At 68.7% G+C, this 25,245-nt stretch carries 20 protein-coding genes and 2 pseudogenes; 12 read left to right on the top strand and 10 right to left on the bottom strand.

Features of this window, described 5'->3' with window-relative positions; all coding sequences use genetic code 11:
* Positions 1-33: 33 nt before the first annotated feature.
* Both ACFY5B_RS02145 and ACFY5B_RS02140 read left to right on the top strand, forming a co-directional pair.
* Complete coding sequence (locus ACFY5B_RS02145; RefSeq protein WP_389963192.1) at positions 34-1,296, top strand: MFS transporter; 1,263 nt, start codon at positions 34-36, stop codon at positions 1,294-1,296.
* Between the two features lie 121 nt (positions 1,297-1,417).
* On the top strand, positions 1,418-1,930 hold the full coding sequence (locus ACFY5B_RS02140; RefSeq protein ID WP_389963189.1) for a hypothetical protein: 513 nt from the start codon (positions 1,418-1,420) through the stop codon (positions 1,928-1,930).
* A 118-nt stretch (positions 1,931-2,048) separates the two neighbouring features.
* On the opposite strand, the gene ACFY5B_RS02135 is transcribed toward ACFY5B_RS02140, so the two are convergent.
* Positions 2,049-3,494, bottom strand: a complete 1,446-nt coding sequence (locus ACFY5B_RS02135) for a CCA tRNA nucleotidyltransferase (protein ID WP_389963186.1) — start codon at positions 3,492-3,494, stop codon at positions 2,049-2,051.
* A gap of 268 nt (positions 3,495-3,762) precedes the next feature.
* Here ACFY5B_RS02135 and ACFY5B_RS02130 point away from each other — a divergent pair, with 268 nt between their 5' ends.
* The 7 genes from ACFY5B_RS02130 (at position 3,763) to trxA (ending at position 13,611) form a co-directional block, all read left to right on the top strand.
* Positions 3,763-6,177, top strand: a complete 2,415-nt coding sequence (locus tag ACFY5B_RS02130) for a DUF6049 family protein (RefSeq protein WP_389963183.1) — start codon at positions 3,763-3,765, stop codon at positions 6,175-6,177.
* 43 nt (positions 6,178-6,220) lie between these two features.
* Positions 6,221-8,560 carry a murein biosynthesis integral membrane protein MurJ gene (gene murJ, locus ACFY5B_RS02125; RefSeq protein WP_389963180.1) on the top strand — a complete coding sequence of 780 codons (2,340 nt, stop codon included), beginning with the start codon at positions 6,221-6,223 and terminating at the stop codon, positions 8,558-8,560.
* A gap of 140 nt (positions 8,561-8,700) precedes the next feature.
* Positions 8,701-10,416: a protein kinase family protein gene (locus ACFY5B_RS02120; RefSeq protein WP_389963177.1), complete on the top strand. Its 1,716-nt coding sequence runs from the start codon at positions 8,701-8,703 to the stop codon at positions 10,414-10,416.
* A 24-nt stretch (positions 10,417-10,440) separates the two neighbouring features.
* Positions 10,441-11,166 (top strand): RNA polymerase sigma factor SigM, encoded by a 726-nt coding sequence (gene sigM, locus ACFY5B_RS02115; protein ID WP_389963174.1) that lies wholly within the window; start codon positions 10,441-10,443, stop codon positions 11,164-11,166.
* Positions 11,163-12,101, top strand: coding sequence for an anti-sigma factor family protein (locus tag ACFY5B_RS02110; protein ID WP_389963171.1), 939 nt, complete (start codon positions 11,163-11,165; stop codon positions 12,099-12,101). Before sigM ends, ACFY5B_RS02110 begins: the two co-directional genes overlap by 4 nt.
* Positions 12,102-12,264: 163 nt before the next feature.
* Positions 12,265-13,233, top strand: coding sequence for a thioredoxin-disulfide reductase (trxB, locus tag ACFY5B_RS02105; RefSeq protein ID WP_389963168.1), 969 nt, complete (start codon positions 12,265-12,267; stop codon positions 13,231-13,233).
* Between the two features lie 45 nt (positions 13,234-13,278).
* Positions 13,279-13,611, top strand: coding sequence for a thioredoxin (trxA, locus tag ACFY5B_RS02100; RefSeq protein WP_030847066.1), 333 nt, complete (start codon positions 13,279-13,281; stop codon positions 13,609-13,611).
* Positions 13,612-13,701: 90 nt separating this feature from the next.
* On the opposite strand, the gene ACFY5B_RS02095 is transcribed toward trxA, so the two are convergent.
* From ACFY5B_RS02095 to rpmH, 9 genes are all read right to left on the bottom strand, one after another.
* Positions 13,702-14,319 (bottom strand): GNAT family N-acetyltransferase, encoded by a 618-nt coding sequence (locus tag ACFY5B_RS02095; protein WP_389963165.1) that lies wholly within the window; start codon positions 14,317-14,319, stop codon positions 13,702-13,704.
* Positions 14,320-14,631: 312 nt separating this feature from the next.
* A complete protein-coding gene (locus tag ACFY5B_RS02090) occupies positions 14,632-15,744 on the bottom strand; it encodes a ParB/RepB/Spo0J family partition protein (protein WP_389963162.1) in 1,113 nt (370 codons plus the stop codon).
* Positions 15,741-16,817, bottom strand: coding sequence for a ParA family protein (locus ACFY5B_RS02085; RefSeq protein ID WP_344460899.1), 1,077 nt, complete (start codon positions 16,815-16,817; stop codon positions 15,741-15,743). Before ACFY5B_RS02085 ends, ACFY5B_RS02090 begins: the two co-directional genes overlap by 4 nt.
* A 265-nt stretch (positions 16,818-17,082) precedes the next feature.
* Positions 17,083-17,799, bottom strand: coding sequence for a 16S rRNA (guanine(527)-N(7))-methyltransferase RsmG (gene rsmG / locus ACFY5B_RS02080; protein ID WP_351640897.1), 717 nt, complete (start codon positions 17,797-17,799; stop codon positions 17,083-17,085).
* Between the two features lie 125 nt (positions 17,800-17,924).
* On the bottom strand, positions 17,925-18,437 hold the full coding sequence (locus ACFY5B_RS02075) for a R3H domain-containing nucleic acid-binding protein (protein WP_344460642.1): 513 nt from the start codon (positions 18,435-18,437) through the stop codon (positions 17,925-17,927).
* Between the two features lie 15 nt (positions 18,438-18,452).
* Positions 18,453-19,742 (bottom strand): membrane protein insertase YidC, encoded by a 1,290-nt coding sequence (yidC, locus tag ACFY5B_RS02070; RefSeq protein WP_389963158.1) that lies wholly within the window; start codon positions 19,740-19,742, stop codon positions 18,453-18,455.
* A gap of 3 nt (positions 19,743-19,745) precedes the next feature.
* Positions 19,746-20,120, bottom strand: coding sequence for a membrane protein insertion efficiency factor YidD (yidD, locus tag ACFY5B_RS02065; protein WP_389963155.1), 375 nt, complete (start codon positions 20,118-20,120; stop codon positions 19,746-19,748).
* Positions 20,117-20,488 carry a ribonuclease P protein component gene (gene rnpA / locus ACFY5B_RS02060; RefSeq protein ID WP_078615240.1) on the bottom strand — a complete coding sequence of 124 codons (372 nt, stop codon included), beginning with the start codon at positions 20,486-20,488 and terminating at the stop codon, positions 20,117-20,119. The genes yidD and rnpA overlap by 4 nt, the downstream gene beginning before the upstream one ends.
* Before the next feature lie 21 nt (positions 20,489-20,509).
* Positions 20,510-20,647, bottom strand: coding sequence for a 50S ribosomal protein L34 (gene rpmH, locus ACFY5B_RS02055; RefSeq protein ID WP_005482975.1), 138 nt, complete (start codon positions 20,645-20,647; stop codon positions 20,510-20,512).
* A 374-nt stretch (positions 20,648-21,021) separates the two neighbouring features.
* Here rpmH and dnaA (ACFY5B_RS02050) point away from each other — a divergent pair.
* The 3 genes and pseudogenes from dnaA (ACFY5B_RS02050) to dnaN all read left to right on the top strand — a co-directional run.
* Positions 21,022-21,372, top strand: a pseudogene (gene dnaA, locus ACFY5B_RS02050) (chromosomal replication initiator protein DnaA); the annotation flags it as partial.
* A 75-nt stretch (positions 21,373-21,447) separates the two neighbouring features.
* A pseudogene (gene dnaA, locus ACFY5B_RS02045) lies at positions 21,448-23,163 on the top strand (chromosomal replication initiator protein DnaA); the annotation flags it as partial.
* A 936-nt stretch (positions 23,164-24,099) separates the two neighbouring features.
* Positions 24,100-25,230 carry a DNA polymerase III subunit beta gene (dnaN, locus tag ACFY5B_RS02040; RefSeq protein ID WP_344460650.1) on the top strand — a complete coding sequence of 377 codons (1,131 nt, stop codon included), beginning with the start codon at positions 24,100-24,102 and terminating at the stop codon, positions 25,228-25,230.
* Positions 25,231-25,245 lie beyond the last annotated feature (15 nt).

Here is a 25,245-nt window from a genome sequence, read left to right as displayed (position 1 = left end):
CGGGGACCCTCCCCGTATGTGAGGCTGGGCCCCATGGCCGTCGTCCGTGACCTGCGCGTCCTGTTGCGCTTCCAGGGTTTCCGGCGCCTGCTCGCCGTGCGTCTGCTGTCCCAGGGTGCCGATGGCGTCTACCAGGTCGCGCTCGCCGCGTACGTGGTCTTCTCGCCGGAGAAGCAGACCTCGGCGGCCGCGGTCGCCTCCGCGATGGCGGTGCTGCTGCTTCCGTACTCCCTCGTCGGCCCCTTTGCCGGTGTCCTGCTGGACCGCTGGCGGCGCCGTCAGGTCCTGCTGTACGGGAGCCTGTTGCGCGCTCTGCTGGCCTGCGCCACGGCCGTGCTGATCCTCAGTCCGGTTCCGGACTGGCTCTTCTACGTCTCGGCTCTGTGCGTCACCGCCGTCAACCGCTTCGTCCTTTCAGGCCTGTCCGCCGCGCTGCCGCGTGTGGTCGACGCCGATCGCCTGGTCATCGCCAACTCCCTGTCACCGACCGCCGGAACGCTGGCGGCGACCGCCGGCGGCGGACTCGCCTTCGTCGTACGCCTGGCGGTGGCGGACTCGGACGCCGCGGTGGTGCTCGTGGGGGCCGGGCTGTACCTGTGCGCGGCCCTGGCGTCGCTGAGCATGGCGCGGGAACTCCTCGGCCCTGACCGGCCCTTGCCACGCGAGCAGATCGGGACGGCCCTCACGGGCACCGCCCGCGATCTGGCGGCAGGTGTACGCCACCTGGCCGCCCCCCAGCGCCGGGAGGCCGCCTGGGCCCTTGCGGCGATGTCGCTGATGCGGTTCTGCTACGGCGCCCTGCTGGTCATGCTGCTGATGTTGTGCCGGTACGCCCTCACCTCGACCACGGACGACGGACTGGCCCTGCTGGGGCTGGCGTTGGGCGTCTCCGGGGCGGGGTTCTTCGCGGCGGCCGTGGTGACGCCCTGGGCCGCGGGACGGCTCGGGCCGGGCCGCTGGATCGTCGTGTGCGCGGCCGCCGCGGCGCTGCTGGAGCCCGCTCTCGGGCTGCCGTTCGCCACCGCCCCCCTGCTGGCCGCGGCGTTCGTTCTGGGGCTGACGACTCAGGGCGCGAAGATCGCCACCGACACCATCGTCCAGTCCTCGGTGGAGGACGGCTTCCGTGGCCGGATCTTCTCGGTGTACGACGTCCTCTTCAACGTCTTCTTCGTCGGCGCGGCCGCGGTCGCGGCCCTGATGCTGCCACCGGACGGCCGATCGGCGCCCCTGGTGATCACGATCGCCGTTATCTACGCGGCAGTAGCTGTATCTATGACCCGCTTTGGCCGCCAGTAAGTGTCACATCAATGACACAGAGCCACTTCTGGCTACTGCGTTGTCAGTGGGGCCCGCTACCTTACGTGAGTCTTATTCGCGACATGTTCGCGTCACTCACCATGTTCGAGGGGGACCCCCAGTGACTACTCCGCCGCCCCAGGGCAATCCGTTCGCGCAGAACCAGCCCGCGGCTGCTCCCCAGGCTCCATTCCCGCCCCAGGGCGGTTACCCGCAGCAGCCCGGGCAGCCCGGCTTCCCGCCCCAGGGCGCGGCTCCGTACGCTCCGGTCCCCCCGCAGCCGTCCGGCCGCAAGCTCAGCTTCAAGACGATCAAGAACATAGTCGTGGTCATCGCCGTGGCCGCCATCGCCATCGTCGGTTACATGACCAGCCGAGACGACGCCAACACGGCCTCCGTCGGCGACTGCATGCACCGTGGCAGCACCAGCGACAACAACCCGGACCTCGAGGTCGTGAAGTGCGACGACGCGAAGGCCCAGTACAAGGTGCTGGCCAAGATCGAGGGCTCGTTCCTCACGGACACCCTGGCTTCGAGCAAGTGCGAGGCGGAAGCCAAGGACTTCCAGTACACGTACACCGAGAGTGGTGACGGCAAGGACTTCCTGCTCTGCCTGAAGGACTACAAGAAGTAGGCAGACGCACCGAGGGGCGCTGTTTCACGTGAAACAGCGCCCCTCGAGCTATGTCCGGCAGGTGGCAGGCCTCCGGCGGGGTCATGTTTCACGTGAAACATGACCCCGTTTCACAGCCTCAGCTCTCCTGCCCGGCCCACCACTCCTTGAGCGCGGCCACCGCGGCGTCGGGCTGCATGGGCCCGTTCTCCAGGCGCAACTCCAGCATGTGCTGGTACGCACGGCCGATGACCGGACCAGGGCCCACGCCGAGGATCTCCATGATCTGGTTGCCGTCGAGGTCCGGACGGATCGAGTCCAGCTCCTCCTGCTCCTGCAGCTTGGCGATCCGCTCCTCCAGCCCGTCGTAGGCCCGGGACAGAGCCGCCGCCTTGCGCTTGTTGCGGGTCGTGCAGTCCGAGCGGGTCAGCTTGTGGAGGCGATCGAGGAGCGGGCCGGCATCACGGACGTAGCGGCGGACCGCCGAGTCCGTCCATTCGCCGGTGCCGTACCCGTGAAAGCGCAGGTGGAGTTCGACCAGACGTGAGACGTCCTTCACCAGCTCGTTGGAGTACTTCAGAGCCGTCATGCGCTTCTTGGTCATCTTCGCCCCGACCACCTCATGGTGATGGAACGAGACCCGGCCGTCCTTCTCGAAGCGGCGCGTGCGCGGCTTGCCGATGTCGTGCAGCAGGGCAGCCAGGCGGAGGGTCAGGTCGGGACCGTCCTCCTCCAGCGCCATCGCCTGCTCCAGGACGATCAGCGAGTGGTCGTAGACGTCCTTGTGACGGTGGTGCTCGTCACGCTCCAGGCGCAGGGCCGGCAGCTCGGGCACCACGCGTTCGGCCAGGCCCGTCTCGACGAGCAGCGTCAGGCCCTTGCGCGGCTGCTGGGAGAGGATCAGCTTGTTCAGTTCGTCCCGCACCCGCTCGGCCGAGACGATCTCGATACGTCCGGCCATCTCCGTCATCGCCGTAACGACCTCGGGGGCGACTTCGAAGTCGAGCTGAGCCGCGAAGCGCGCGGCCCTCATCATCCGCAGCGGGTCGTCCGAGAACGACTCCTCAGGGGTCCCCGGAGTGCGCAGCACCCGCGCCGCGAGGTCTTCGAGCCCGCCGTGCGGGTCGACGAACTCCTTCTCCGGCAGCGCCACCGCCATCGCGTTCACCGTGAAGTCGCGGCGGACGAGGTCCTCCTCGATGGAGTCCCCGTACGACACCTCGGGCTTGCGCGAGGTGCGGTCGTAGGCCTCGGAGCGGTAGGTGGTCACCTCGATCTGGTAGCCGCCCTTGTGCGCACCCACCGTGCCGAAGGCGATCCCGACCTCCCACACGGCGTCCGCCCAGGGGCGGACGATCTTGAGGACGTCCTCAGGGCGTGCGTCGGTCGTGAAATCCAGATCGTTGCCGAGCCGACCCAGCAGCGCGTCCCGTACCGACCCGCCGACCAGGGCAAGTGAGAACCCGGCCTCCTGGAAGCGGCGGGCGAGGTCGTCGGCGACAGGGGCGACCCGCAGCAGTTCACTCACAGCGCGGTGCTGCACCTGGCTCAGGGCACTGGACGTTTCTTCGTTGGCATTCGGCACAACAGAAGAGGGTACGTGGCCCGGCCCGCCGTGAGCTCCTCCTATTTCCAACCTGCGCAAGCGTGGGGGCCCGCCCGCTTTACGCGCACAAGTAGAACTTTCGGTCTGTGGAGAAGCGTCTTCCCCCATAGAGTCCGATACCGGACAGTGAGGCACCCGACCGCGATCTTGTGGAGCGGACCGCGGCACTTCCCCTCAGCGGGCATCGTTACCATGCGTGGACGCACATTCCGACGACCACTGACGACGACTAGGGACGGACGAGCGCGTGGCCGAGGCGGCAGACTTCCAGGGGGCCAGTGCCTCACCTGCCCGCCGCTGGCTGCGGCGCACCGGGGCACTGCTCGCCGGCGCACCGCTGCTGGCCGGACTCCTCCAGTTGCCCGCCGCGACGACGGCGGAGGCGGCCGGGCAGGAGTCCTCGCAGGCCGCCGCCGGCACAGGCTCGGTGTCGGTCGCGGTCAATTCACTCAGCCCCAGTGCCCCCTCCGAGGGGGACACGGTGACCGTGTCGGGCACGGTCACCAACAACGGCAGGCAGACGGTGACCGGCGCCCACGTCGACCTGCAGGTGGGCCCCCCGCTCGGCACCCGATCGTCGATCGACACTCTGGCCAAGAAGAGCGACCACCTCCAAGGGCCCTCCGGCGAGAAGGTCGGCGGCAAGTACACGGAGAAGTTCTCGGCGCTCACCCCGGGCATCGCACAGCCCTTCAGCATCTCCGTGCCGGCCGACAAGCTGGATCTCGGCCGGGACGGCGTCTACCAGCTGGCCGTCACGCTGTCCGGGGAGAGCGCGGCACAGCCCTGGGACCAGGTTCTCGGTGTCCAGCGCACGTTCCTGCCGTGGCAGCCGGAAGAGGCCGGCACGAAGACGAAGACCACCTTCCTGTGGCCCCTCGTCTCAGGCGCCCACATGGCGGCCGAGACGGGATCGAACGAACAGCAGACCCCGGTCTTCCGCGACGACGAGCTCGCCCGGGAGATCGCCCCGGGCGGCCGCCTCGACCAGATGGTGTCGCTGGGCAAGGGCCTCGACGTCACCTGGGTGATCGACCCGGACCTGCTGGCGTCCGTCGACGCGATGACGCGGAGCTACCAGGTCCGCGGCGCGGACGGCACCACCACTCCTGGAAAGAACCAGGAACTCGCCAAGCACTGGCTGGCCGAGCTCCAGCAGGCGGTGACCGGCGAGGAGATCGCCGCCCTGCCGTTCGGCGACCCGGACCTGGCCTCCCTCGCCCACAACGGCACGAACGTCACCGGCTCGCTGAACCACCTGAAGGAGGCCACCGACGTCGCCGACGACACGGTGAACACGATCCTCCACGTGAAACCGTCCACGGACTTCGTGTGGCCGGTGGACGGCGCCATCGACCCGTCGATCGTGAAGGTCGCCACATCCGCGGGCGCCGACAAGGTGATCACCCGCAGCGACAGCCTCCAGGACAACCTGTCGTACACGCCCTCCGCTGCCCGGCCGATCGGCGGCGGCACCACGGCCGTCGTCGCGGACTCCCGGATGTCCACGGCGTTCCAGGGCGATCTGACCAAGGCCTCCGCCTCCACGCTCGCCGTGCAGCGTTTCCTGGCCCAGAGCCTGACGCTCGGCCTGCAGACCGGCAAGCAGCGCAGCGTCGTCGTCGCCCCGCAGCGCATGCCGTCCGTGAGCCAGGCACAGGCCATGGCCGAGGCGCTGGGGGCCCTCCAGGTCGGGAACTGGTCCGAGTCGCAGGACCTCACGGCCGCCGCCAAGGCCAAGCCTGACCCTGCCGCCAACACGAAGGTGCCGACGACGTATCCCCGTTCGTTGCGCGCCCAGGAGCTCCCGCAGGCCGCGTTCCAGCAGATCGCGACCACGCAGGGCAAGCTCGACAAGTTCAAGGTGATCCTGACCCGCCAGTCCCGGGTCGTGACCCCCTTCGGACGGGCCATGAACCGCGAGATGTCCACGTCGTGGCGCGGCAAGGACGTCGCGGCTCTGGCGTACCGCAACGGCATCGAGTCGTACCTGGACGGGCTCATCGACAGCGTGAAGCTGATCGAGAAGTCGGAGACCAAGCTCTCCGGCCGCAGCGCCGTGATCCCGGTGACCGTCCAGAACAACCTGGTGCAGGGCGTCGAGCACCTGGAGCTGCGACTCACGTCGAAGAACCCCACGCGACTCAAGATCGACGGCGACGCCTACGAGGAGCAGCCCGTCACCGTCAACGGTGGCCACGCCCAGTCGGTGAAGTTCACCACGTCGGCCAACGCCAACGGCCGGGCGGAAGTCGTCGCCCAGCTGTACACGGAGGACGGCCAGAGGTACGGCGCCCCGGTCACCTTCGACGTGCGGGTCACAGAGGTCACGCCCACCGTGATGCTGGTCATCGGCGGTGGTGTCCTGCTCCTGGTCCTCGCGGGCTTCCGGATGTACACCCAGCGCAAGCGCGCCGCCGCACGTGAGGCCGCCGAGGACGAGGCCGCCGAGGGCGAGACCACGGAGGCGGACGACGAGGTCGACGAGCCGCAGAGCCGGGCCGACGCTTCGCGGAACCCGGAGGTCTCCGGCGCACGTCTGGATGAGGAGTCCGGCGCCGGCTCGCGGGCGGACACCCCTGAGCAGCCGAGTGACCCGGCCCCGGACACCGCAGCGGAAAGCGCCGACCCGTCCGGCACGGGTGAGAGAGTGGACCGTTGAGAAATCGTGGCCGGTGGGCCCGGGACGATGAGGTGGGGTAACCATGAACGCGCCGTACGACGGTGACCGCGGCCGTGCCGCGGGCAGCTCGGGCTACCCCGATGCGGGCGGGCCCGAGGGCTCACCGCCCGAGCACGGCCAGGTGCCGCCGCAACCGCCCACGGACATCTACCTCCAGGACGCCTACGGTCAGGATCCCTACGGTCAGGACCCTTACGGTCAGGACCCCTACGGACAGGACCCCTACCGCGCTCAGGACCCCGCCGCGCAGGACCCGGCAGGCGAGGCGCACTACGACCGCGCCGCGCACCCGCCGCCCGCTCCCGGCACGTACCGGCCGCAGCAGAAGATGTACGGGCCGCCCGCGCAGTCGCCGTACGCGCCCGACCCGCAGGTGTGGGCACAGACGCCCGCCCCGGAGCCGGAGGGCCCGACGCGGCATCTGCCGTACGGCGACGATCCCCGCACCACCCAGTTCGTGGGCGTGGACGATCTCGTCTCCCAGGCGGGCGAGCCGCGCCAGGAACCGGACGCGTTCGCGCATCTCTTCCGCGACCAGCAGCAGAGCAGCGGTCACCCGTCCTACGAGTCGCCCTCCGTCCCCGGCCCGTCCGCGGCTCCAGGGCAGACGGCACAAGGCCCCTACGCACCGCAGGGCCCGTACGCGGCCACCGACCAGACCGTGGCGGTACCGGCCCTCGCGGACGCGGCACAGGATCCTGAGCCCGACGCCGCGCCCGCTCCGAAGAAGAGCGGCCGCGCGGCGGGCCTGATGAAGTCCAGCGCCGTGATGGCCGCGGGCACGATGGTCTCCCGCCTCACGGGCTTCGTCCGCTCCGCGCTGATCGTGTCGGCACTGGGCGTCGGCCTCCTCGGTGACACCTTCCAGGTCGCGTACCAGCTGCCGACGATGATCTACATCCTCACCGTCGGCGGTGGTCTCAACTCCGTCTTCGTGCCGCAGCTCGTGCGTGCCATGAAGGAGGACGACGACGGCGGCGAGGCGTACGCCAACCGCCTGCTGACCCTGGTCATCGTGACGCTCGGCGGGCTCACCGCGCTCTCGGTCCTCGGCGCGCCGCTCCTGATCCGCGTGCTGTCCAACGGGGTCGCCACCGACCCGGCGGCGAACCAGGTCGCCATTACCTTCGCCCAGTACTTCCTGCCCACGATCTTCTTCATGGGCATCCACGTGGTGATGGGCCAGATCCTCAACGCGCGCGGCAAGTTCGGCGCGATGATGTGGACCCCCGTCCTGAACAACATCGTCATCATCGTGACGCTGGGCATGTTCATCTACGTCTACGGCACCGCGGCCGACTCCGGGATGAAGGCCGCGAACATCCCGCCGGAGGGCCAGCGCCTGCTCGGCATCGGCGTCCTGCTCGGTCTCGTGGTCCAGGCGCTCGCCATGATCCCCTACCTGCGCGAGACCGGCTTCCGGCTGCGGCTGCGCTTCGACTGGAAGGGCCAAGGCCTCGGCAAGGCCGTCACGCTCGCCAAGTGGACGGTGCTGTTCGTCCTCGCGAACCAGGCCGGCGCCATGATCGTCATCCAGCTGTCCACCGCGGCGGGCAAGGCCTCACCGGTCGACGGCACCGGCTTCTCCGCCTACGCCAACGCACAGCTCATCTGGGGCCTGCCGCAGGCCATCATCACGGTCTCCCTCATGGCCGCCCTGCTGCCGCGCCTGTCGCGCTCGGCGGCGGAGGGCGACGGGGGAGCCGTCCGCGACGACATCTCCCAGGGCCTGCGCACCACGGCGGTCGCGATCGTGCCGATCGCATTCGGCTTCCTGTCCCTCGGCATCCCACTGTGCACCCTGATGTTCGGCTCCTCGGGCACCAGCGAGGCCACCAACATGGGCGTCATGCTGATGGCGTTCGGGCTCGGCCTGATCCCGTACTCCGTGCAGTACGTGGTCCTGCGCGCTTTCTACGCCTACGAGGACACCCGAACCCCGTTCTACAACACGGTCATCGTGGCCGCGGTCAACGCGGGCGCCTCGGCGGTCTGCTACTTCGTCATCCCGTCCCGCTGGGCCGTGGTCGGCATGGCCGCCTCGTACGGCCTGGCCTACGCGATCGGCGTCGGCGTCGCCTGGCGACGGCTGCGCAAGCGCCTCGGCGGGGACCTCGACGGCGCCCGGGTCCTGCGGACTTACGCCCGGCTGTGCATCGCGTCCGTCCCGGCCGCCCTGCTCAGCGGCGCGGCCTGCTACGGCATCGGCCACACACTCGGTCAGGGCCCCGCCGGCTCGCTCGTCGCGGTCCTGGCAGGCGGCGCCGTGCTGCTCGGGATCTTCTTCGTCGCCGCCCGCCGCATGCGCATCGAGGAGCTCAACTCCCTGGTGGGCATGGTCCGCGGACGCCTGGGACGCTGAGGCGGGGGGTAGGCGCACAACCATCGTCAGCCACCGCGTGTCGTGCATAGCGGCGGACTGTGGGCACAATTGGTTTCGGCGTCGCTCGGCGCGTATGGGACGCCGGCCGGCGCGTAATGGATGGGGAGGCAGGAACGACGGTGGCGGAACGGAGTACGGCTGCCGTCGACGTGGCAGACAACAGCGACGAGGCGTCGCTGACCGCACAGGCGGACCAGTCCACGGCCGACGGGGTGGCCAAGAACCGGGAGCGGGACACGGACAGCGACGAGGTACAGGAGAGCACCAGGACCGACGGTGCCGGAACGACCTCGCCTCCCGAACTGCACAGCGGTCACAAGCTCGCCAGACGCTACCGGCTCGAGGAGTGCGTCACCCGTCTGGACGGTTTCAGCAGTTGGCGGGCCGTGGACGAGAAGCTCCGCCGTGCCGTCGGCGTGCACATCCTGCCCGCGGACCACTCGCGGGCCCGCTCCGTCCTGGCGGCCGCCCGCTCCTCCGCCCTCCTGGGTGACCCGCGTTTCGTCCAGGTGCTGGACGCGGTGGAGGAGAACGACGTCGTCTACGTCGTCCACGAATGGCTGCCCGACGCGACGGAACTGACCACGCTCCTCGCCTCCGGCCCCCTGGAGCCCTACGACGCCTACCAGATGGTCAGTCAGGTCTCCTCCGCCATGGCTGCCGCCCACCGGGAGGGCCTCGCCCATCTGCGGCTGAATCCCAACGCCGTGTTGCGCGCCTCGACGGGCCAGTGGCGCATCCGCGGCCTCGCGGTCAACGCCGCCCTGCGCGGCGTCTCGTCCGACACCCCGCAGCGGACGGACACCGAGGCCATCGGCGCCCTGCTGTACGCGGCGCTCACCCAGCGCTGGCCGTACGAGAGCGATGCCTACGGCCTGTCGGGCCTGCCGAAGGACATCGGCCTGATCGCGCCCGACCAGGTGCGCGCCGGTGTGCACCGCGGTCTGTCCGAGCTCTCCATGCGCGCGCTCGTCAACGACGGCGCCACCGCGTCCCGGCACGAGTCGCCGTGCACCACGCCGGAGGAGCTGGTGAAGGCGATCGGTGAGATGCCCCGCATCCGCCCGCCGGAGCCGGCGTTCACCGCGCCGCCCGAGTACCAGCGCACGACGTACCAACAGGGCACCTACGGCCGTCAGACCCCGCGCCCCGGTGTCACGTCGATCGCGACCCCGCCGCCCCCGCTCCAGAGCCGCACGGGCAAGGCCCTGAAGTGGGCCGTCTCCGCACTCCTGATCGCAGCGCTGGGTCTCGGCAGCTGGCAGCTGGCAGACGCGCTGATGGACCAGGGCGGCAAGAACGACGAGCCGACCAAGACGCAAGACCACGAGGGCGGCGACAAGAACAAGAACGCGGCGCCGTCGAGGCCGATCCCCATCAAGGACGCCGAGGAGTACGTCGCCAAGGGCGACGCCCAGCACCCCGCCGACGTGGGCAAGACCTATGACGGCAACACTTCCACGGCCTGGCGGACCAGCAGCTACCTGGACGGTCCGAAGATGGTGATAAAGCCGGGTGTCGGCATCGTCTACGACCTCGGATCCGAGCAGAAGATCTCCGCCGCGACCCTGTCGCTGCGGTACGGCAACGACCACACCACGGCCGACCTGTACGCCACGGATTCCCTGGGTTCGTCGACGCCGCTGAGCTCCATGCGGAAGCTCGGCACCGCGACGACAAGCGGCACCTCCCTCAAGGTGAGCGTCGACAAGCCGGTGAAGAGCCGGTACGTCCTGGTCTGGCTCACTGCGCTGCCGTACTCCGGCGACGACCCGGCCAACTACAGCAACAAGGGATACAAGCAGGCCATCACCGAAGTGAAGTTCACGGGCTGAAAGCCGACCGAGGGAGGGGGGCCGATGACAGACCGCACCGAGCACAGCGGTGCCAGTGATCAGGATCTCCTCGCACGGCACGTCGAAGGCGACCCCGATGCCTTCGGCGAGATCGTCCGGCGGCATCGCGACCGGCTCTGGGCGGTCGCCCTGCGGACGCTCGGTGACCGCGAGGAGGCCGCTGACGCCGTGCAGGACGCCCTCGTGTCCGCCTACCGGGCCGCCCACACCTTCCGGGGCCAGTCGGCCGTCACGACATGGCTGCACAGGATCACGGTGAACGCCTGCCTGGACCGCGCCCGCAAAGCGGCTTCCCGGAAGACCTCCCCCGTGGACGACACCGAGCGCCTGGAGCAGCTGCTGGAGCCGCACGAGTCGGCTTCGGCCCCCGCCGAGCGCAACGATCTCCACCGGCAGCTCATCGAAGCCCTGGGGACCCTGCCGGCCGACCAGCGTGCCGCGCTCGTCCTGGTGGACATGCAGGGCTACCCGGTCGCGGAGGCGGCCCGGATTCTCGATGTGCCCACCGGCACGGTGAAAAGCAGATGCGCGCGTGGCAGGGCCAGACTCCTGCCGCTGCTCACCCACCTGCGGCCGCACAGTGGCGAGGAGGGCGAAAACCCGGGCGGAGGACGGAACCGGACGCAGGGGACAGCCGTCCCACCCGCAGCGGGGTCGCGCCGAACGGGGCCCCCGGACACAGGACCGACCGACTCAGCTGCTGTGAAGGGCGGAGGTGGACGAGCGTGACGTCGACGACAGACATGGCCGGGCACCCGGACGTCGCGGAGATCTCCGACCTCGCCGAGGGGCTCCTCCCACCGGCCCGGAGCACCGATCTGCGCGGGCACCTCGACGCGTGCGAACTCTGCGCGGACGTGTACGCCTCCCTGGAGGAGATCCGGGGACTGCTCGGCACGCTGCCGGGCCCGCCGCGGATGCCCGCCGACGTCGCGGGCCGTATTGATGCCGCTCTCGCCGCCGAGGCCCTGCTGAACGCCAACGGTCCGGAGTCCGCGGAGAGCCCGGAACCGGTGAGTGCTCCCCGTTCCGACGCTGCCCGTTCTCCCTCCGGGGACGACAGCGGTGCGCATGTTTCACGTGAAACATCGACACCTGCCGACCGGCCTGCCGGCCGCCCGCGCTCCTCCACCACCGGTCCCGGCCGCAAGGGCCGCACACGCATGGGACGCCACAGGGTCGCCGTCCTGGGAACCGTCTTCACGGTGGCCGCCCTGGGGCTGGGCTCCGTCCTGCTGTCATCCCTCGGCGACAACAAGCCCTCTCATGAGTCGGCAGGCGGACGGCAGACCACCGCCGCGGACACCTTCTCCGAAGGAAAGCTGCAGAAGCAGGTCACCGACCTCCTGGCCCAGGACAAGGCCAAGGGTGGCGGCTCTCGCACCCCCTTCGGCGCGGCGACGGCCCCCGGCACCAATCAGCCCAAGGTATCCAAGGAACCCGTGGTGCCCGGCTGCGTCCGCGAGGGCATCGGGCGGGATGATCCGGCACTGGCCACCGAGAACGGCGTCTACCAAGGGAAGAAGGCCATGCTCGTGCTGCTTCCCGACCCTTCCGACGCCACTCGGGTCACCGCCTACATCGTCGACGCGACGTGCGTGGATCACACGCCGTCCACCGCCACCGGCGAGGTGCTCCTGGAGCGCACCTACCCCTCCGTCTGAGCGAGCGCTCGTCTTCGCCCCAGGATCACCGCTTGGTGCCGCATCTCCGTGTGCCCGGACACAGTGGGAATGCGCGCCCCTTAGGATCCGTTGGGTGGGGTGAGAGGTCCTAGAGACGCTCCCACCGGTCGAACGACGCAGTCCAGAGACGAGGAATCAAGCCGTGAGCGACGTCCGTAACGTGATCATCATCGGCTCCGGGCCCGCCGGCTACACGGCGGCGCTCTACACCGCGCGCGCGTCGCTGAAGCCCCTGGTGTTCGAGGGCGCCGTCACCGCTGGTGGTGCGCTCATGAACACCACCGACGTCGAGAACTTCCCGGGCTTCCAGGACGGCATCATGGGCCCCGAGCTCATGGACAACATGCGCGCCCAGTCGGAGCGCTTTGGAGCCGAACTGGTCCCGGACGACATCGTGGCCGTCGACCTGAGCGGTGAGATCAAGACCGTCACGGACACGGCGGGCACCGTGCACCAGGCGAAGGCCGTCATCGTCGCCACCGGCTCACAGCACCGCAAGCTCGGTCTGCCGAACGAGGACGCCCTCTCCGGCCGTGGCGTGTCCTGGTGCGCCACCTGTGACGGGTTCTTCTTCAAGGACCAGGACATCGCCGTGATCGGTGGCGGCGACACCGCGATGGAGGAGGCGACCTTCCTCTCGCGGTTCGCCAAGTCCGTGACCATCGTCCACCGTCGTGACACTCTGCGCGCCTCCAAGGCGATGCAGGAGCGCGCCTTCGCCGACCCGAAGATCTCCTTCGTCTGGGACAGCGAGGTCGCCGAAATCCAGGGCGACCCGAAGCTCTCGGGTCTGAAGCTGCGCAACCTCAAGACCGGTGAGCTCTCGGACCTGCCGGTCACCGGACTCTTCATCGCCATCGGCCACGACCCGCGCACCGAACTCTTCAAGGGTCAGCTCGACCTGGACGAAGAGGGGTACCTGAAGGTGCAGGCACCGTCGACGCGCACGAACCTGACCGGTGTCTTCGGTGCGGGCGACGTGGTCGACCACACCTACCGTCAGGCGATCACCGCGGCCGGGACCGGCTGTTCCGCAGCTCTCGACGCCGAGCGCTACCTCGCCGCCCTGGCGGACGAGGAGCAGCCCGAGCCCGAGAAGACCTCCGTCTGACCTCCCCCTACCCGCCCCACGCACCAACCAGTTAAGGAGCCCGCCGTGGCCGGCACCCTGAAGAATGTGACTGACGACTCCTTCGAGCAGGATGTCCTCAAGAGCGACAAGCCTGTTCTGGTGGACTTCTGGGCCGCCTGGTGCGGTCCGTGCCGCCAGATCGCCCCCTCCCTCGAGGCGATCGCCTCCGAGTACGGCGACAAGATCGAGATCGTCAAGCTGAACATCGACGAGAACCCGGGTACGGCCGCCAAGTACGGCGTCATGTCCATCCCGACCCTGAACGTCTACCAGGGTGGCGAGGTCGCCAAGACCATCGTGGGCGCGAAGCCGAAGGCCGCGATCGTTCGCGACCTCGAGGAGTTCATCGCCGAGTGAATCGGCTGAGCCGTCGCACCGACGGCGCATGTTTCACGTGAAACACGAATGGGCCAACCCCTCCGGGTTGGCCCATTTCGTTTGACTGCACTACAGCGGTCGCAGCGCCGGCTCTTTCTGCACGGCTCCCAAGAGTCGGTCCAGTGCCATCTCGACGTCTTCCTTCCAGGAGAGCGTCGACCTCAGTTCCAGCCTCAGTCGGGGGTGAGTGGGGTGCTGGCGGACCGTCTTGAAGCCGACAGCCAGAAGGTGGTCTGCGGGCAGGACGCAGGCAGGTTCCTTCCAGCGCACGTCTCCGAAGGCTTCGATGGCCTTGAAGCCGCGCCGCAGAAGATCCTTGGCGACCGTCTGCACCATCACCCGCCCGAGCCCCTGTCCCTGGTAACCGGGAACGATGAACGCGGTCATCAACTGCACCGCGTCGGGCGAGACGGGGCTGGTGGGAAACGCCGTGGAGCGGGGAACGTAGGCGGGCGGGGCGTAAAGCACGAAGCCCACTGGCACGTCGTCGACATACACGACCCGCCCGCAGGAGCCCCAGTCCAGCAGAACCGCCGAGATCCAGGCTTCCTTCTCCGAAGCGGACGTGCCCGTCTCTACCGCGGCCTCACCGCTGACTGGGTCGAGTTCCCAGAAGACACACGAGCGACAACGCTTGGGAAGGTCCTGGAGGTTGTCCAGCGTGAGCGGTACGAGCCGGCGGCCCATGAAGGCTGTTCCTCGCTTCCTTCGCCCGCCGCCGCGTCGCGGGCGGCTGTCAGCGCACTCCGTTCTCTGAGGAGACTGCCGATGAATCCACCGACTGCTCCCAGCCCCAAACCGGCGCTCACCAAACCGGTGCGCCTTATGGTTCGCATGGCCCCTGCCTCCCTCTCAGAGGTGCTGCCCAGTGGTTGCGCCGTACCCAACGCATCGTATCCACGATGCGATTCCATCGATACCGCCAGAAAGGAACAGAGCGGGCCATGTTCCGGCACACACCGGACATCGCCCGCTCCGTCTCTCGCACTGCGGAGGTTCCTACGCCGGAGGCTCAGGATCGTTCTCCTCGGAGTCACCCTCCAGGAGACTCTTCTGCAGGACCGGCCCCTCGCCAGGAGCGAGTGAGCCGAGGATGCGTTCAAGGTCTTCCATCGAGGCGAACTCGACGGTGATCTTGCCCTTCTTCTGGCCCAGGTCGACCTTCACCCGTGTCTCGAAGCGGTCGGAGAGCCGCGTGGCGAGGTCGGACAGCGCGGGAGAGACCCTTGCGCCGGCACGCGGGCCCTTGGGCCTTTGAGTCTTCTGGGGCCGAGACCCCATCAAGGTCACGATCTCCTCGACGGCCCGCACGGAGAGCCCTTCGGCAACAATGCGGTGAGCGAGGCGGTCCTGCTCCTCCGAGTCCTCGACGGAGAGCAGTGCCCGCGCGTGGCCGGCGGAAAGAACCCCGGCGGCGACCCTTCGCTGCACGGCCGGGGAGAGCTTCAGCAGACGCAGGGTGTTGGAGACCTGAGGGCGGGATCGGCCGATGCGGTCCGCCAGCTGGTCATGCGTGCAGTTGAAGTCCCTCAGCAACTGGTCGTAGGCGGCTGCCTCTTCCAGCGGGTTCAACTGGGCGCGGTGCAGGTTCTCCAGCAGGGCGTCCAAGAGGAGCTTCTCGTCCTCCGTGGCGCGCACGATGGCCGGGATCGCCTCCAGCCCCGCCTCACGACAGGCCCTCCAGCGGCGCTCGCCCATGATGAGCTCGTAGCGGCCGGGACCCACCTGCCGTACGACGACCGGCTGGAGGAGCCCCACTTCCTTGATGGAGGTGATGAGCTCGGCCAGCGCGTCCTCGTCGAAGACATCACGCGGCTGACGCGGGTTCGGCGCGATGGAGTCGAGGGGAATCTCGGCGAAGTGCGCGCCGATGGGTGCTGCAGGCGGGGCAGGAGCAGTCGACTGCGTCGGCTCCTCTGTTTCACGTGAAACAGGCGGCAGCGTTGCTACCTTCGCCGCGGCCACCCCACGGTCGTTCGGCAGCACAGGCACTGCCGCGGGGGACGTGGACACAGCGTTCCCTGCCGCGGCCTGGGCCACCGACTTCTCCGTCGGTGCGGCAGGGATCAGTGCGCCGAGACCACGGCCCAGCCCCCTCCGTCGCTCGCTCACTGGATGCCCTCCACCATGCTCGGGTCGTTCTGCTGTACGCCGATATGGGCGTGCGTCGCGTCATAGCTGATGCCGACGCCCTTCAGCGCGATCTCTCGTGCCGCCTCAAGATAGGAGAGGGCACCACTCGATCCAGGATCGTAGGTCAGTACCGTCTGCCCATAACTCGGCGCCTCCGAGATACGGACGGAGCGGGGGATGCTCGTCCGCAGTACCTCGTCACCGAAGTGGGTGCGCACCTCTTCCGCGACCTGGGACGCGAGTCGCGTCCGGCCGTCGTACATGGTGAGCAGGATGGTCGACACATGCAGGGCGGGGTTGAGGTGCCCCCGCACCAGGTCGACGTTGCGCAGCAACTGCCCGAGGCCTTCCAGTGCGTAGTACTCGCACTGGATGGGGATCAGAACTTCCTGGCCCGCCACGAGGGCATTGACCGTCAGAAGACCGAGTGAGGGCGGGCAGTCGATGAGGATGTAGTCCAGCGGCTGTTCGTACGCCTGGATCGCGCGCTGCAGCCTGCTCTCTCGTGCCACCAGGGACACCAGCTCGATCTCCGCACCGGCGAGATCGATGGTGGCGGGGGCGCAGAAGAGCCCCTCGACATCGGGGACCGGCTGGACAACCTCGGAGAGCGGCTTGCTGTCGACCAACACGTCGTAGATCGAAGGGACTTCGGCGTGATGGTCGATACCCAGGGCTGTCGAGGCGTTGCCCTGCGGGTCGAGGTCGACCACCAGGACCCGGCCACCGTGCAGCGCCAGCGATGCGGCGAGGTTGACGGTCGTCGTCGTCTTCCCCACACCGCCCTTCTGATTGGCGACCACGATGATGCGCGTCTGCTCGGGCCGTGGCAGGCCTTCACCGGCACGCCCCAGAGCCTCCACCGCCAGTTGGGCAGCACGACCGATGGGAGTGTCGTCCATCGGAGGCGGTGTTTCACGTGAAACATCCGCCCCCATCGACTCGGTACGGGGACCGGGGACCGGATCGGTCATCGGTCCCGCGATGTTGGCGTCGGACCGCAAGGATTCACTCTCCTCGACTTCAGGCTCGCAATGAACAGAGCCTCCCATGTCTTCGGGGTCGCGAACCAGTGAGGCCTGGCGTTCTGTGGAGAAATCCACCTCTGTGGATACCTCAGGTCCCTCATCGAGTGAACCAAGAGGCTTTCGGTCGCGGGGTTCGGCCGCAGCGCGGCCACGACTGATGATGCCGTGCAGCAGTGAGCGACGTTTCACGTGAAACACGATGCACAGCAGCCGGGGCCGGACTGCCGCGACACTCCGGCTTGCATCTGTTTGGCAGCTTGTGTGGAGTACGTCTCGTCGTCAGGACGGATCAGCGCCGTCGGCGCGTCCGCCCCGTGCGAGCCGCCTTGGCCCGCTTCGCAGCGAAGCGCACACCGCCGGGACTCTCCCCGACCTCGACCCGTACGACGGTGGAGGTCGGGTCCACCACGCCCTCACCCACATGCAGGATGGACGTCTCCACCGCACCCAGCTTGCTCAGCGCCGCCGAAGCGCTCTTCAGCTCCTCCTCGGCGGTGTCACCCTTGAGCGCGAGCATCTCCCCGTACGGCCGCAGCAGCGGAATGCCCCAGGTGGCGAGCCGGTCGAGGGGCGCGACGGCTCGGGCCGTCACGACGTGGACGGGCTGAATCTTCCCCATGACCTCTTCGGCCCGGCCGCGCACGACCGTCACATGGTCGAGGCCGAGCAGCTCCACGACCTCGGTGAGGAAGTTGGTACGCCGAAGCAGCGGCTCCAGGAGTGTGATCTTCAGGTCCGTGCGGACCAGCGCCAGCGGAATGCCGGGGAGCCCGGCGCCGGAGCCGACGTCGCACACGGTCACGCTGTCGGGCACGACCTCCGAGAGCACCGCGCAGTTCAGCAGGTGCCGCTCCCACAACCGGGGCACCTCTCGCGGGCCGATGAGACCGCGCTGCACGCCCGCCTCTGCGAGCAGCTCGGCGTACCGCACCGCATCCGCGAAGCGATCACCGAACACCTCGCGCGCCTGCTCGGGCGCGGGGGGAAGCTCCGCTGCCTCCGTCACGGGGGACCGTCCTTCCGTACCGCGTCAGCGCACCCGGCGCCGACACCAGAACCACCAGAACTATCAGGCTGACAAAGTTCGGCCCCGCCTGCGCAACAGACGGGGCCGGGGAACGCTAGGGCCGCTCAGGCAGGCAGCACGACGACGAAACGCTGCGGCTCCTCGCCCTCGGACTCGCTGCGCAGGCCCGCGGCCTTGACCGCGTCGTGCACGACCTTGCGCTCGAAGGGCGACATCGGCTTCAGCTTGACGGCCTCACCGCTGCTCTTCGCCTCCGCGGCGGCCTTGGCGCCCAGCTCGGAGAGCTCGGAGCGCTTCTGGGCCCGGTACCCCGCGATGTCGAGCATCAGACGGCTGCGATCACCGGTCTCCCGGTGCACAGCCAGACGGGTGAGCTCCTGGAGCGCTTCCAGCACCTCGCCGTCGCGGCCGACCAGCTTCTGCAGATCGCGGCCGCCCGTGTCACTGATGATCGAGACGGAGGCACGGTCGGCCTCGACGTCCATGTCGATATCGCCGTCGAGGTCGGCGATGTCGAGCAGACCCTCCAGGTAGTCCGCCGCGATCTCGCCTTCCTGCTCCAGGCGAGTCAGGGTGTCTGCACCCTCGGCAGCGGCGGAGGTGGTGCCTTCCGTCACGGGATGGACTCCTTCTTACTTCTTGGACGGGGACTTGGGCCGCTGCGGACCCTTGCGCTGTCCGGACTGGGCCTTGCTGCGGGTACCGCCGGCGGGCTTCGCGCCGCCCTTCTTGGCAGCGGCGGCTGGCTTGGCGTCCTCAGGCTCGTCGGCCTTGGTCAGCGACGTCTTCGGCTCGCTCTCACCGGCCGCCTTCGGACCGACGGCGCCGCCGTGCTGCCGCTGCGACTTGCTCTGCCGCTTGGGCTGCTGACGCTTCGGGGTGCCGACGGCGGTGGTCGGCGTACCGTCCTCGGCCTGGGCTGCGGCCGCGGTGTCGCTCTTGATCACGGTGCCGTCGGCCTGGGCGGCCAGGCCGGCCTTGCTCAGGCCGTTGATGAACTTGCGCTCGAACTCGTTGCGGTCGCGGCCCTTGACGACGATCGCCTTCACGATGGCACGGTCGCGGCGCCGACCGACCTTCTCGTGCTGCGTGACGTGCTTGGTCAGGCGGTCGAGGTACGAGGCCTGGGCCTTGGAACCCGGGGTCGGGTTGTTGTGGATGACGTACATCTGCTGGCCCATGGTCCACACGTTGGTGGTCAGCCAGTAGACGAGGACACCGACCGGGAAGTTGATGCCGAAGACGGCGAACATGACCGGGAAGACGTACATCAGCATCTTCTGCTGCTGCATGAACGGGGTCTTCACCGTGGTGTCGACGTTCTTCGTCATCAGCTGGCGCTGCGTGTAGAACTGCGACGCCGACATCAGGACGATCATGACCGCGGTGACGATGCGGACGGTGGTCAGCGAGGCGTCGAGGGCGGCGACATCAGCGCTGCTGTCGGTGAACTTCGCGGCCAGCGGGGCCCCGAAGATGTGCGCCTTCTGCGCGCTCTCCAGCAGGCTCTGGTTGATGACACCGATGGTGTCGTTGTTCGCGATGCTGTTGAGCACGTGGTACAGGGCGAAGAAGAACGGGGACTGCGCCAGGATGGGAAGGCACGAGGAGAGCGGGTTGGTGCCCGTCTCCTTGTACAGCTTCATCATCTCTTCGGACTGACGCTGCTTGTCGTTCTTGTAGCGCTCCTGGATCTTCTTCATCTCGGGCTGCAGCGTCTGCATGGCCCGGGTCGCCTTGATCTGCTTCACGAAGAGCGGGATCAGGCAGATGCGGATCAGGATCACCAGGGACACGATCGACAGGCCCCAGGCCCAACCGGTGTCAGGGCCGAAGAGGGCGCCGTACACCGAGTGGAACTGGACGATGACCCAGGAGACGGGTGTGGTGATGAAGCTGAAGAGGCTGGCAATCGTGTCCACTAATCATGCTCCTTGGGCATGGGACGGTGTCTCTGCGGCCGGGCTCGAAGGACTCGACGGACTGGTGGGAGAAGTCCGTCCCTCGGTGGCCGGTCCGACGGCGGCGGGCCCGCCCTTGCGTGCATGCCACGCGTTGCGCAGCATTTCGTGCCACCGCGGGCGCTTGCGCGGCGGGACATGGTCCACACCGCCCAGCGACCACGGATTGCACCGCAGGATGCGCCAGGCTGTGAGTGCCGTTCCCTTGATGGCACCATGCCGGTCGATGGCCGTGAAGCCGTAGTGGGAGCACGACGGGTAGTACTTGCAGACCGGCCCGAGCAGCGGACTGATCGTCCACTGGTAGAGCTTGATCAGAGCCAGCAGCGGGTACTTCATCGCGCGCCCCCTCCCAGCAACCGCTGGAGAGCGGCGTCCAGGTCTCGGGCCAGCTGTGCATGGTCGGCGTCGCCCGATCCGGGCAGCGCTCGTACGACTACCAGGCTACCGGGGGGCAGCTGGGCGACTCGCTCGCGCATCAGGTGGCGAAGCCTGCGCTTCACTTTGTTGCGCACGACCGCGCCACCCACCGCTTTGCTCACGACGAAACCCGCACGCGTCGGGGGAGCGCTCTCCCCAGGCGCGTGCGGGTCCGTGGAACCGCTACGTAGGTGGACGACGAGGAGTGGGCGTCCGGCCCGGCGTCCTCGTCGTACCGCGGTCGCGAAGTCCTCGCGCCGCCTCAGCCGATGCTCGGTAGGCAGCACGACGTCATGACCTGATCAGGATCAGGCGGACAGGCTGGCGCGACCCTTGCTGCGGCGGTTCGCGAGAATCGCGCGGCCGGCACGGGTACGCATCCGCAGGCGGAAGCCGTGGGTCTTCGCGCGACGACGGTTGTTCGGCTGGAAGGTGCGCTTGCTCACTCGGGGGCTCCAGAAAGAATCGGTGGTTGCGGGGTGCCGTCCTGGCTGTCACCGTGCGCCCACGAGTAGCTCGCAGTTACGCCCGAGTGCACCGCTGACCGATCACCCAAATGATCTGTGCCCATCGGAGGCAGGCGGCAGCAGCCATCGACAACTCGACCTGGTTACGGTACGCGCGGCTACGCCATCCGGTCAAACCGGGAGTCGCCGGGAGACACTTGTCCACAGGCTGGGGACAACAACTTGAACCCTACCGGTCGCGCTGACTACCGTGACGGAACTCCGATTCGTTCCCTTATCCCTGCCCCACCCGATTTACATCCCGAGCCGTCCCAGAACCACACGTTCGTGGGACCTGTGAGAGAGCGTGCCCTGTGGCTGACGTACCTGCCGATCTTGCCGCAGTGTGGCCACGCGTATTGGAGCAGCTCCTCGGGGAGGGCCGCGGTCAGGGGGTCGAAGGGAAGGACGAGCACTGGATCCGGCGCTGCCAGCCGCTCGCGCTGGTCGCGGACACCGCGCTGCTCGCCGTACCGAACGAGTTCGCGAAGGGCGTACTGGAGGGCCGGCTGGCGCCGATCGTCAGCGAGACGCTGAGCCGCGAGTGCGGACGCCCGATCCGGATCGCGATCACCGTCGACGACTCCGCGGGCGAGCCGCCCGCCACCCCCGCGCCCCCGGCCCGCCCCCAGCAGCGCTACGAGGAGCCCGAACTCCCCTCCGCGCGCCAGGACCGCGACGCATACGAACGTCCGGACCGCGATGGCTACGACCGCCCCGAGCGTGACGGGTACGACCGCCCCGAGCGCGATGCCTACGACCGTCCGGACCGTGACGGATACGACCGCCAGGACCGTGACGGATACGACCGCCAGGACCGTGACGGGTACGACGGGTACGGCCGCCACCGCGCCGACCAGGCGCCCGGGCCGTCCGGCGACCAGCTTCCGCCTACGCGCGCAGACCAGCTTCCGACGGCCCGGCCCGCGTACCCGTCCGAGTACCAGCGCCCCGAGCCCGGTGCCTGGCCGCGGCCGTCGCAGCAGGAGGAGTACGGCTGGCAGCAGCAGCGCCTCGGCTTCCCCGAGCGTGACCCGTACGCGTCACCCGGGCAGGACTCGTACGGCTCCCAGGACGCGTACAACCCACAGGACCCCTACGGCTCCGGCTCCCAGAACGCGTACGGATCCAAGGGGTCCAAGGACTCCTACGGCCCGCCCGCACAGGACTCCTACGGCGCCTCCTCCCAGGACTACCGCCCGCAGCCGATGGAGCGCCCCTCCTACGAGCAGCCGCGCTCCGACTACGACAAGCCACGTGGCGACTACGACCAGCGCGACGCGGTGCGCCGGGAGCTGCCCGAGCCGCCCGCCGGCTCGGGCCACGTGCACCGAGGCGGCCCGGTGGGCCCGAACCTGCCGACGACCGGTGCGCCCGGCCCGCTGGCCGCGCAGCCCGCACCGGCGACCGGCCCGGGCGAGCCCACCGCCCGCCTGAACCCGAAGTACCTCTTCGACACCTTCGTCATCGGCGCCTCCAACCGCTTCGCGCACGCGGCCGCGGTCGCCGTGGCCGAGGCACCGGCGAAGGCCTACAACCCCTTGTTCATCTACGGGGAGTCCGGACTCGGCAAGACCCACCTGCTGCACGCGATCGGGCACTACGCACGCAGCCTCTACCCGGGCACGCGGGTGCGGTACGTCAGCTCGGAGGAGTTCACCAACGAGTTCATCAACTCCATCCGCGACGGCAAGGGCGACAGCTTCCGCAAGCGGTACCGCGAGATGGACATCCTGCTCGTCGACGACATCCAGTTCCTCGCGGACAAGGAGTCGACGCAGGAGGAGTTCTTCCACACCTTCAACACGCTGCACAACGCGAACAAGCAGATCGTGCTCTCCTCCGACCGGCCGCCGAAGCAGCTGGTCACGCTGGAGGACCGGCTGCGGAACCGTTTCGAGTGGGGACTGATCACGGACGTCCAGCCGCCCGAGCTGGAGACGCGGATCGCGATCCTCCGCAAGAAGGCCGTGCAGGAGCAGCTGAACGCGCCGCCCGAGGTGCTGGAGTTCATCGCGTCCCGGATCTCGCGGAACATCCGCGAGCTGGAGGGCGCGCTGATCCGGGTCACGGCGTTCGCCTCGCTCAACCGGCAGCCGGTGGATCTGGGGCTGACGGAGATCGTTCTGAAGGACCTCATCCCCGGCGGCGAGGACTCGGCCCCCGAGATCACCTCGACGGCCATCATGGGCGCGACGGCGGACTACTTCGGGCTGACCGTCGAGGACCTGTGCGGCACCTCGCGCGGCCGCGCCCTCGTCACCGCCCGGCAGATCGCCATGTATCTGTGCCGTGAGCTGACGGACCTGTCTCTGCCCAAGATCGGCGCGCTGTTCGGCGGGCGCGACCACACCACGGTCATGCACGCGGACCGCAAGATCCGCAACCTGATGGCCGAGCGCCGGTCCATCTACAACCAGGTCACGGAGCTGACCAACCGCATCAAGAACGGCTGACGGCGACGGCGGAACGCCGCTGAGGGCGCCCTCCTGTGGTTCCGGGGGCGCCCTTCTTCATGTCTCAGGAGGGGCCACAAAGCCTTGCGAGCCCCGCCCGGGGCAGTTCTCGGGCCCCGTCCCCACACATCCCCGGGCACCCGCTCGCAATCCACTGTTCGATTACTCGCCGGGTTACGGCCTCTCTCCACAGATTCGGGGACTTTCTGCCGTCCACATCCTGGGGACCGGGGAGTTGTCCAGATCGTGTCCACAGCGTCCGCTGTTGAAAGACCATCAGACCAGCTCAGGTGGTTGTGGATTGGTGGACGAAGGATCTCCACAGACTGTGGACGACGAGATGATCCACAGGCTGTGCATCGAGTTGTCCACCGGCCACCCACAGGCTGGGGGCAGTTGTCCCCAGCGATCGGTCGCTTCTCCACATGCCTGTCCACTGTTCGGCAACGCGACGCGCCTCCTCACCGGGTCGAGTGAAAGGCGTCACACGAAGGTGCCGGGTTGGGCTGTGGGAAAGCTGGGTAAAGCTGGGGATGGCGCTGGGGAGAACTCGCCTCCCCCTGTGCACGGCGTGTGCAGAACTTTCTGTTCTCCACAGATGCGCCCGGTTGTCCACCGCCTCCACCCACAGGCCCCGTGGACAAAATTCGCGCTCTGAGCTGGGCAAACGAGGTTATCCACGGTATCCACAGGCCCTACTACTACTCCCGACTAGAGAGAGCTGGGAATCCGTTTCGAAGGGGGCCCTGTGCACAACTCGCTCTTCGGTGCCCGGCTGCCCCTCGTCACGACTTGACCCCGAGAGGCACCTACTGTCAGTGCGGTGCGTCAGACTGGTCCCCGGTGTCCTCCCCCTCACAGGGACCGACGGCACCGAGACAGACGACGAGGGCCAGGCAGAGCGAGAAGCGCCGGCAACAGCAGGAGGCGGCAACAGTGAAGATCCGGGTGGAACGCGACGTACTCGCGGAGGCAGTGGCCTGGGCGGCACGCAGCCTCCCGGCCCGTCCGCCGGCGCCTGTCCTCGCCGGCCTCCTGCTGAAGGCCGAGGAAGGTCAGCTGAGCCTGTCCGGCTTCGACTACGAGGTCTCCGCACGGGTCTCCGTGGAGGCCGAGGTCGAGGAGGAGGGCACGGTCCTGGTCTCCGGCCGCCTGCTCGCGGACATCTGCCGAGCGCTGCCCAACCGCCCGGTGGAGATCTCCACAGACGGTGTACGGGCGACCGTGGTCTGCGGCTCGTCCCGGTTCACACTCCACACCCTGCCTGTGGAGGAGTACCCGGCCCTGCCCCAGATGCCGAACGCGACGGGCACGGTCCCCGGCGAGGTCTTCGCCTCCGCCGCCGCCCAGGTCGCCATCGCGGCCGGCCGTGACGACACGCTGCCCGTCCTCACCGGTGTGCGCATCGAGATCGAGGGCGACACCGTCACGCTGGCGTCCACCGACCGCTACCGCTTCGCGGTCCGCGAGTTCCTGTGGAAGCCGGAGAACCCGGAGGCCTCCGCGGTCGCCCTGGTGCCCGCCAAGACGCTCCTGGACACCGCCAAGGCCCTGACCAGCGGTGACCAGGTGATCCTGGCGCTGTCCGGCTCGGGCTCCGGCGAGGGCCTGATCGGCTTCGAGGGCGCCGGCCGCCGTACGACGACCCGCCTGCTCGAGGGCGACCTCCCGAAGTACCGCACGCTGTTCCCGACGGAGTTCAACAGCGTCGCCGTCATCGAGACCGCCCCCTTCGTGGAGGCCGTCAAGCGCGTGGCCCTGGTCGCCGAGCGCAACACCCCGGTGCGGCTCAGCTTCGAGCAGGGCGTGCTCATCCTGGAGGCCGGTTCCAGCGACGACGCACAGGCTGTGGAAAGGGTTGACGCCCACCTCGAGGGCGACGACATCTCGATCGCCTTCAACCCGACGTTCCTGCTGGACGGCCTGAGCGCCATCGACTCCCCGGTGGCCCAGCTGTCGTTCACGACGTCCACCAAGCCCGCGCTGCTCAGCGGCAAGCCGGCGCTGGATGCCGAGGCGGACGACGCCTACAAGTACCTGATCATGCCGGTCCGCCTCAGCGGCTGAGCCGGCCACCGGCCC

The organism is Streptomyces sp. NPDC013187 (assembly GCF_042899705.1).
GTDB classification, from domain to species: Bacteria; Actinomycetota; Actinomycetes; order Streptomycetales; family Streptomycetaceae; genus Streptomyces; species Streptomyces hawaiiensis_A.
Note: the sequence above shows the minus strand (reverse complement) of the source record. Positions and strands in the feature narration are given on the sequence as shown.

Coding starts and splice junctions, on each gene's coding strand:
- sigM (WP_389963174.1), top strand. CDS start 10,441: ATGACAGACCGCACCGAGCACAGCGGTGCCAGTGATCAGGATCTCCTC.
- ACFY5B_RS02085 (WP_344460899.1), bottom strand. CDS start 16,817: ATGGGAGGCTCTGTTCATTGCGAGCCTGAAGTCGAGGAGAGTGAATCC.
- ACFY5B_RS02145 (WP_389963192.1), top strand. CDS start 34: ATGGCCGTCGTCCGTGACCTGCGCGTCCTGTTGCGCTTCCAGGGTTTC.
- ACFY5B_RS02095 (WP_389963165.1), bottom strand. CDS start 14,319: ATGGGCCGCCGGCTCGTACCGCTCACGCTGGACAACCTCCAGGACCTT.
- yidD (WP_389963155.1), bottom strand. CDS start 20,120: ATGAAGTACCCGCTGCTGGCTCTGATCAAGCTCTACCAGTGGACGATC.
- murJ (WP_389963180.1), top strand. CDS start 6,221: ATGAACGCGCCGTACGACGGTGACCGCGGCCGTGCCGCGGGCAGCTCG.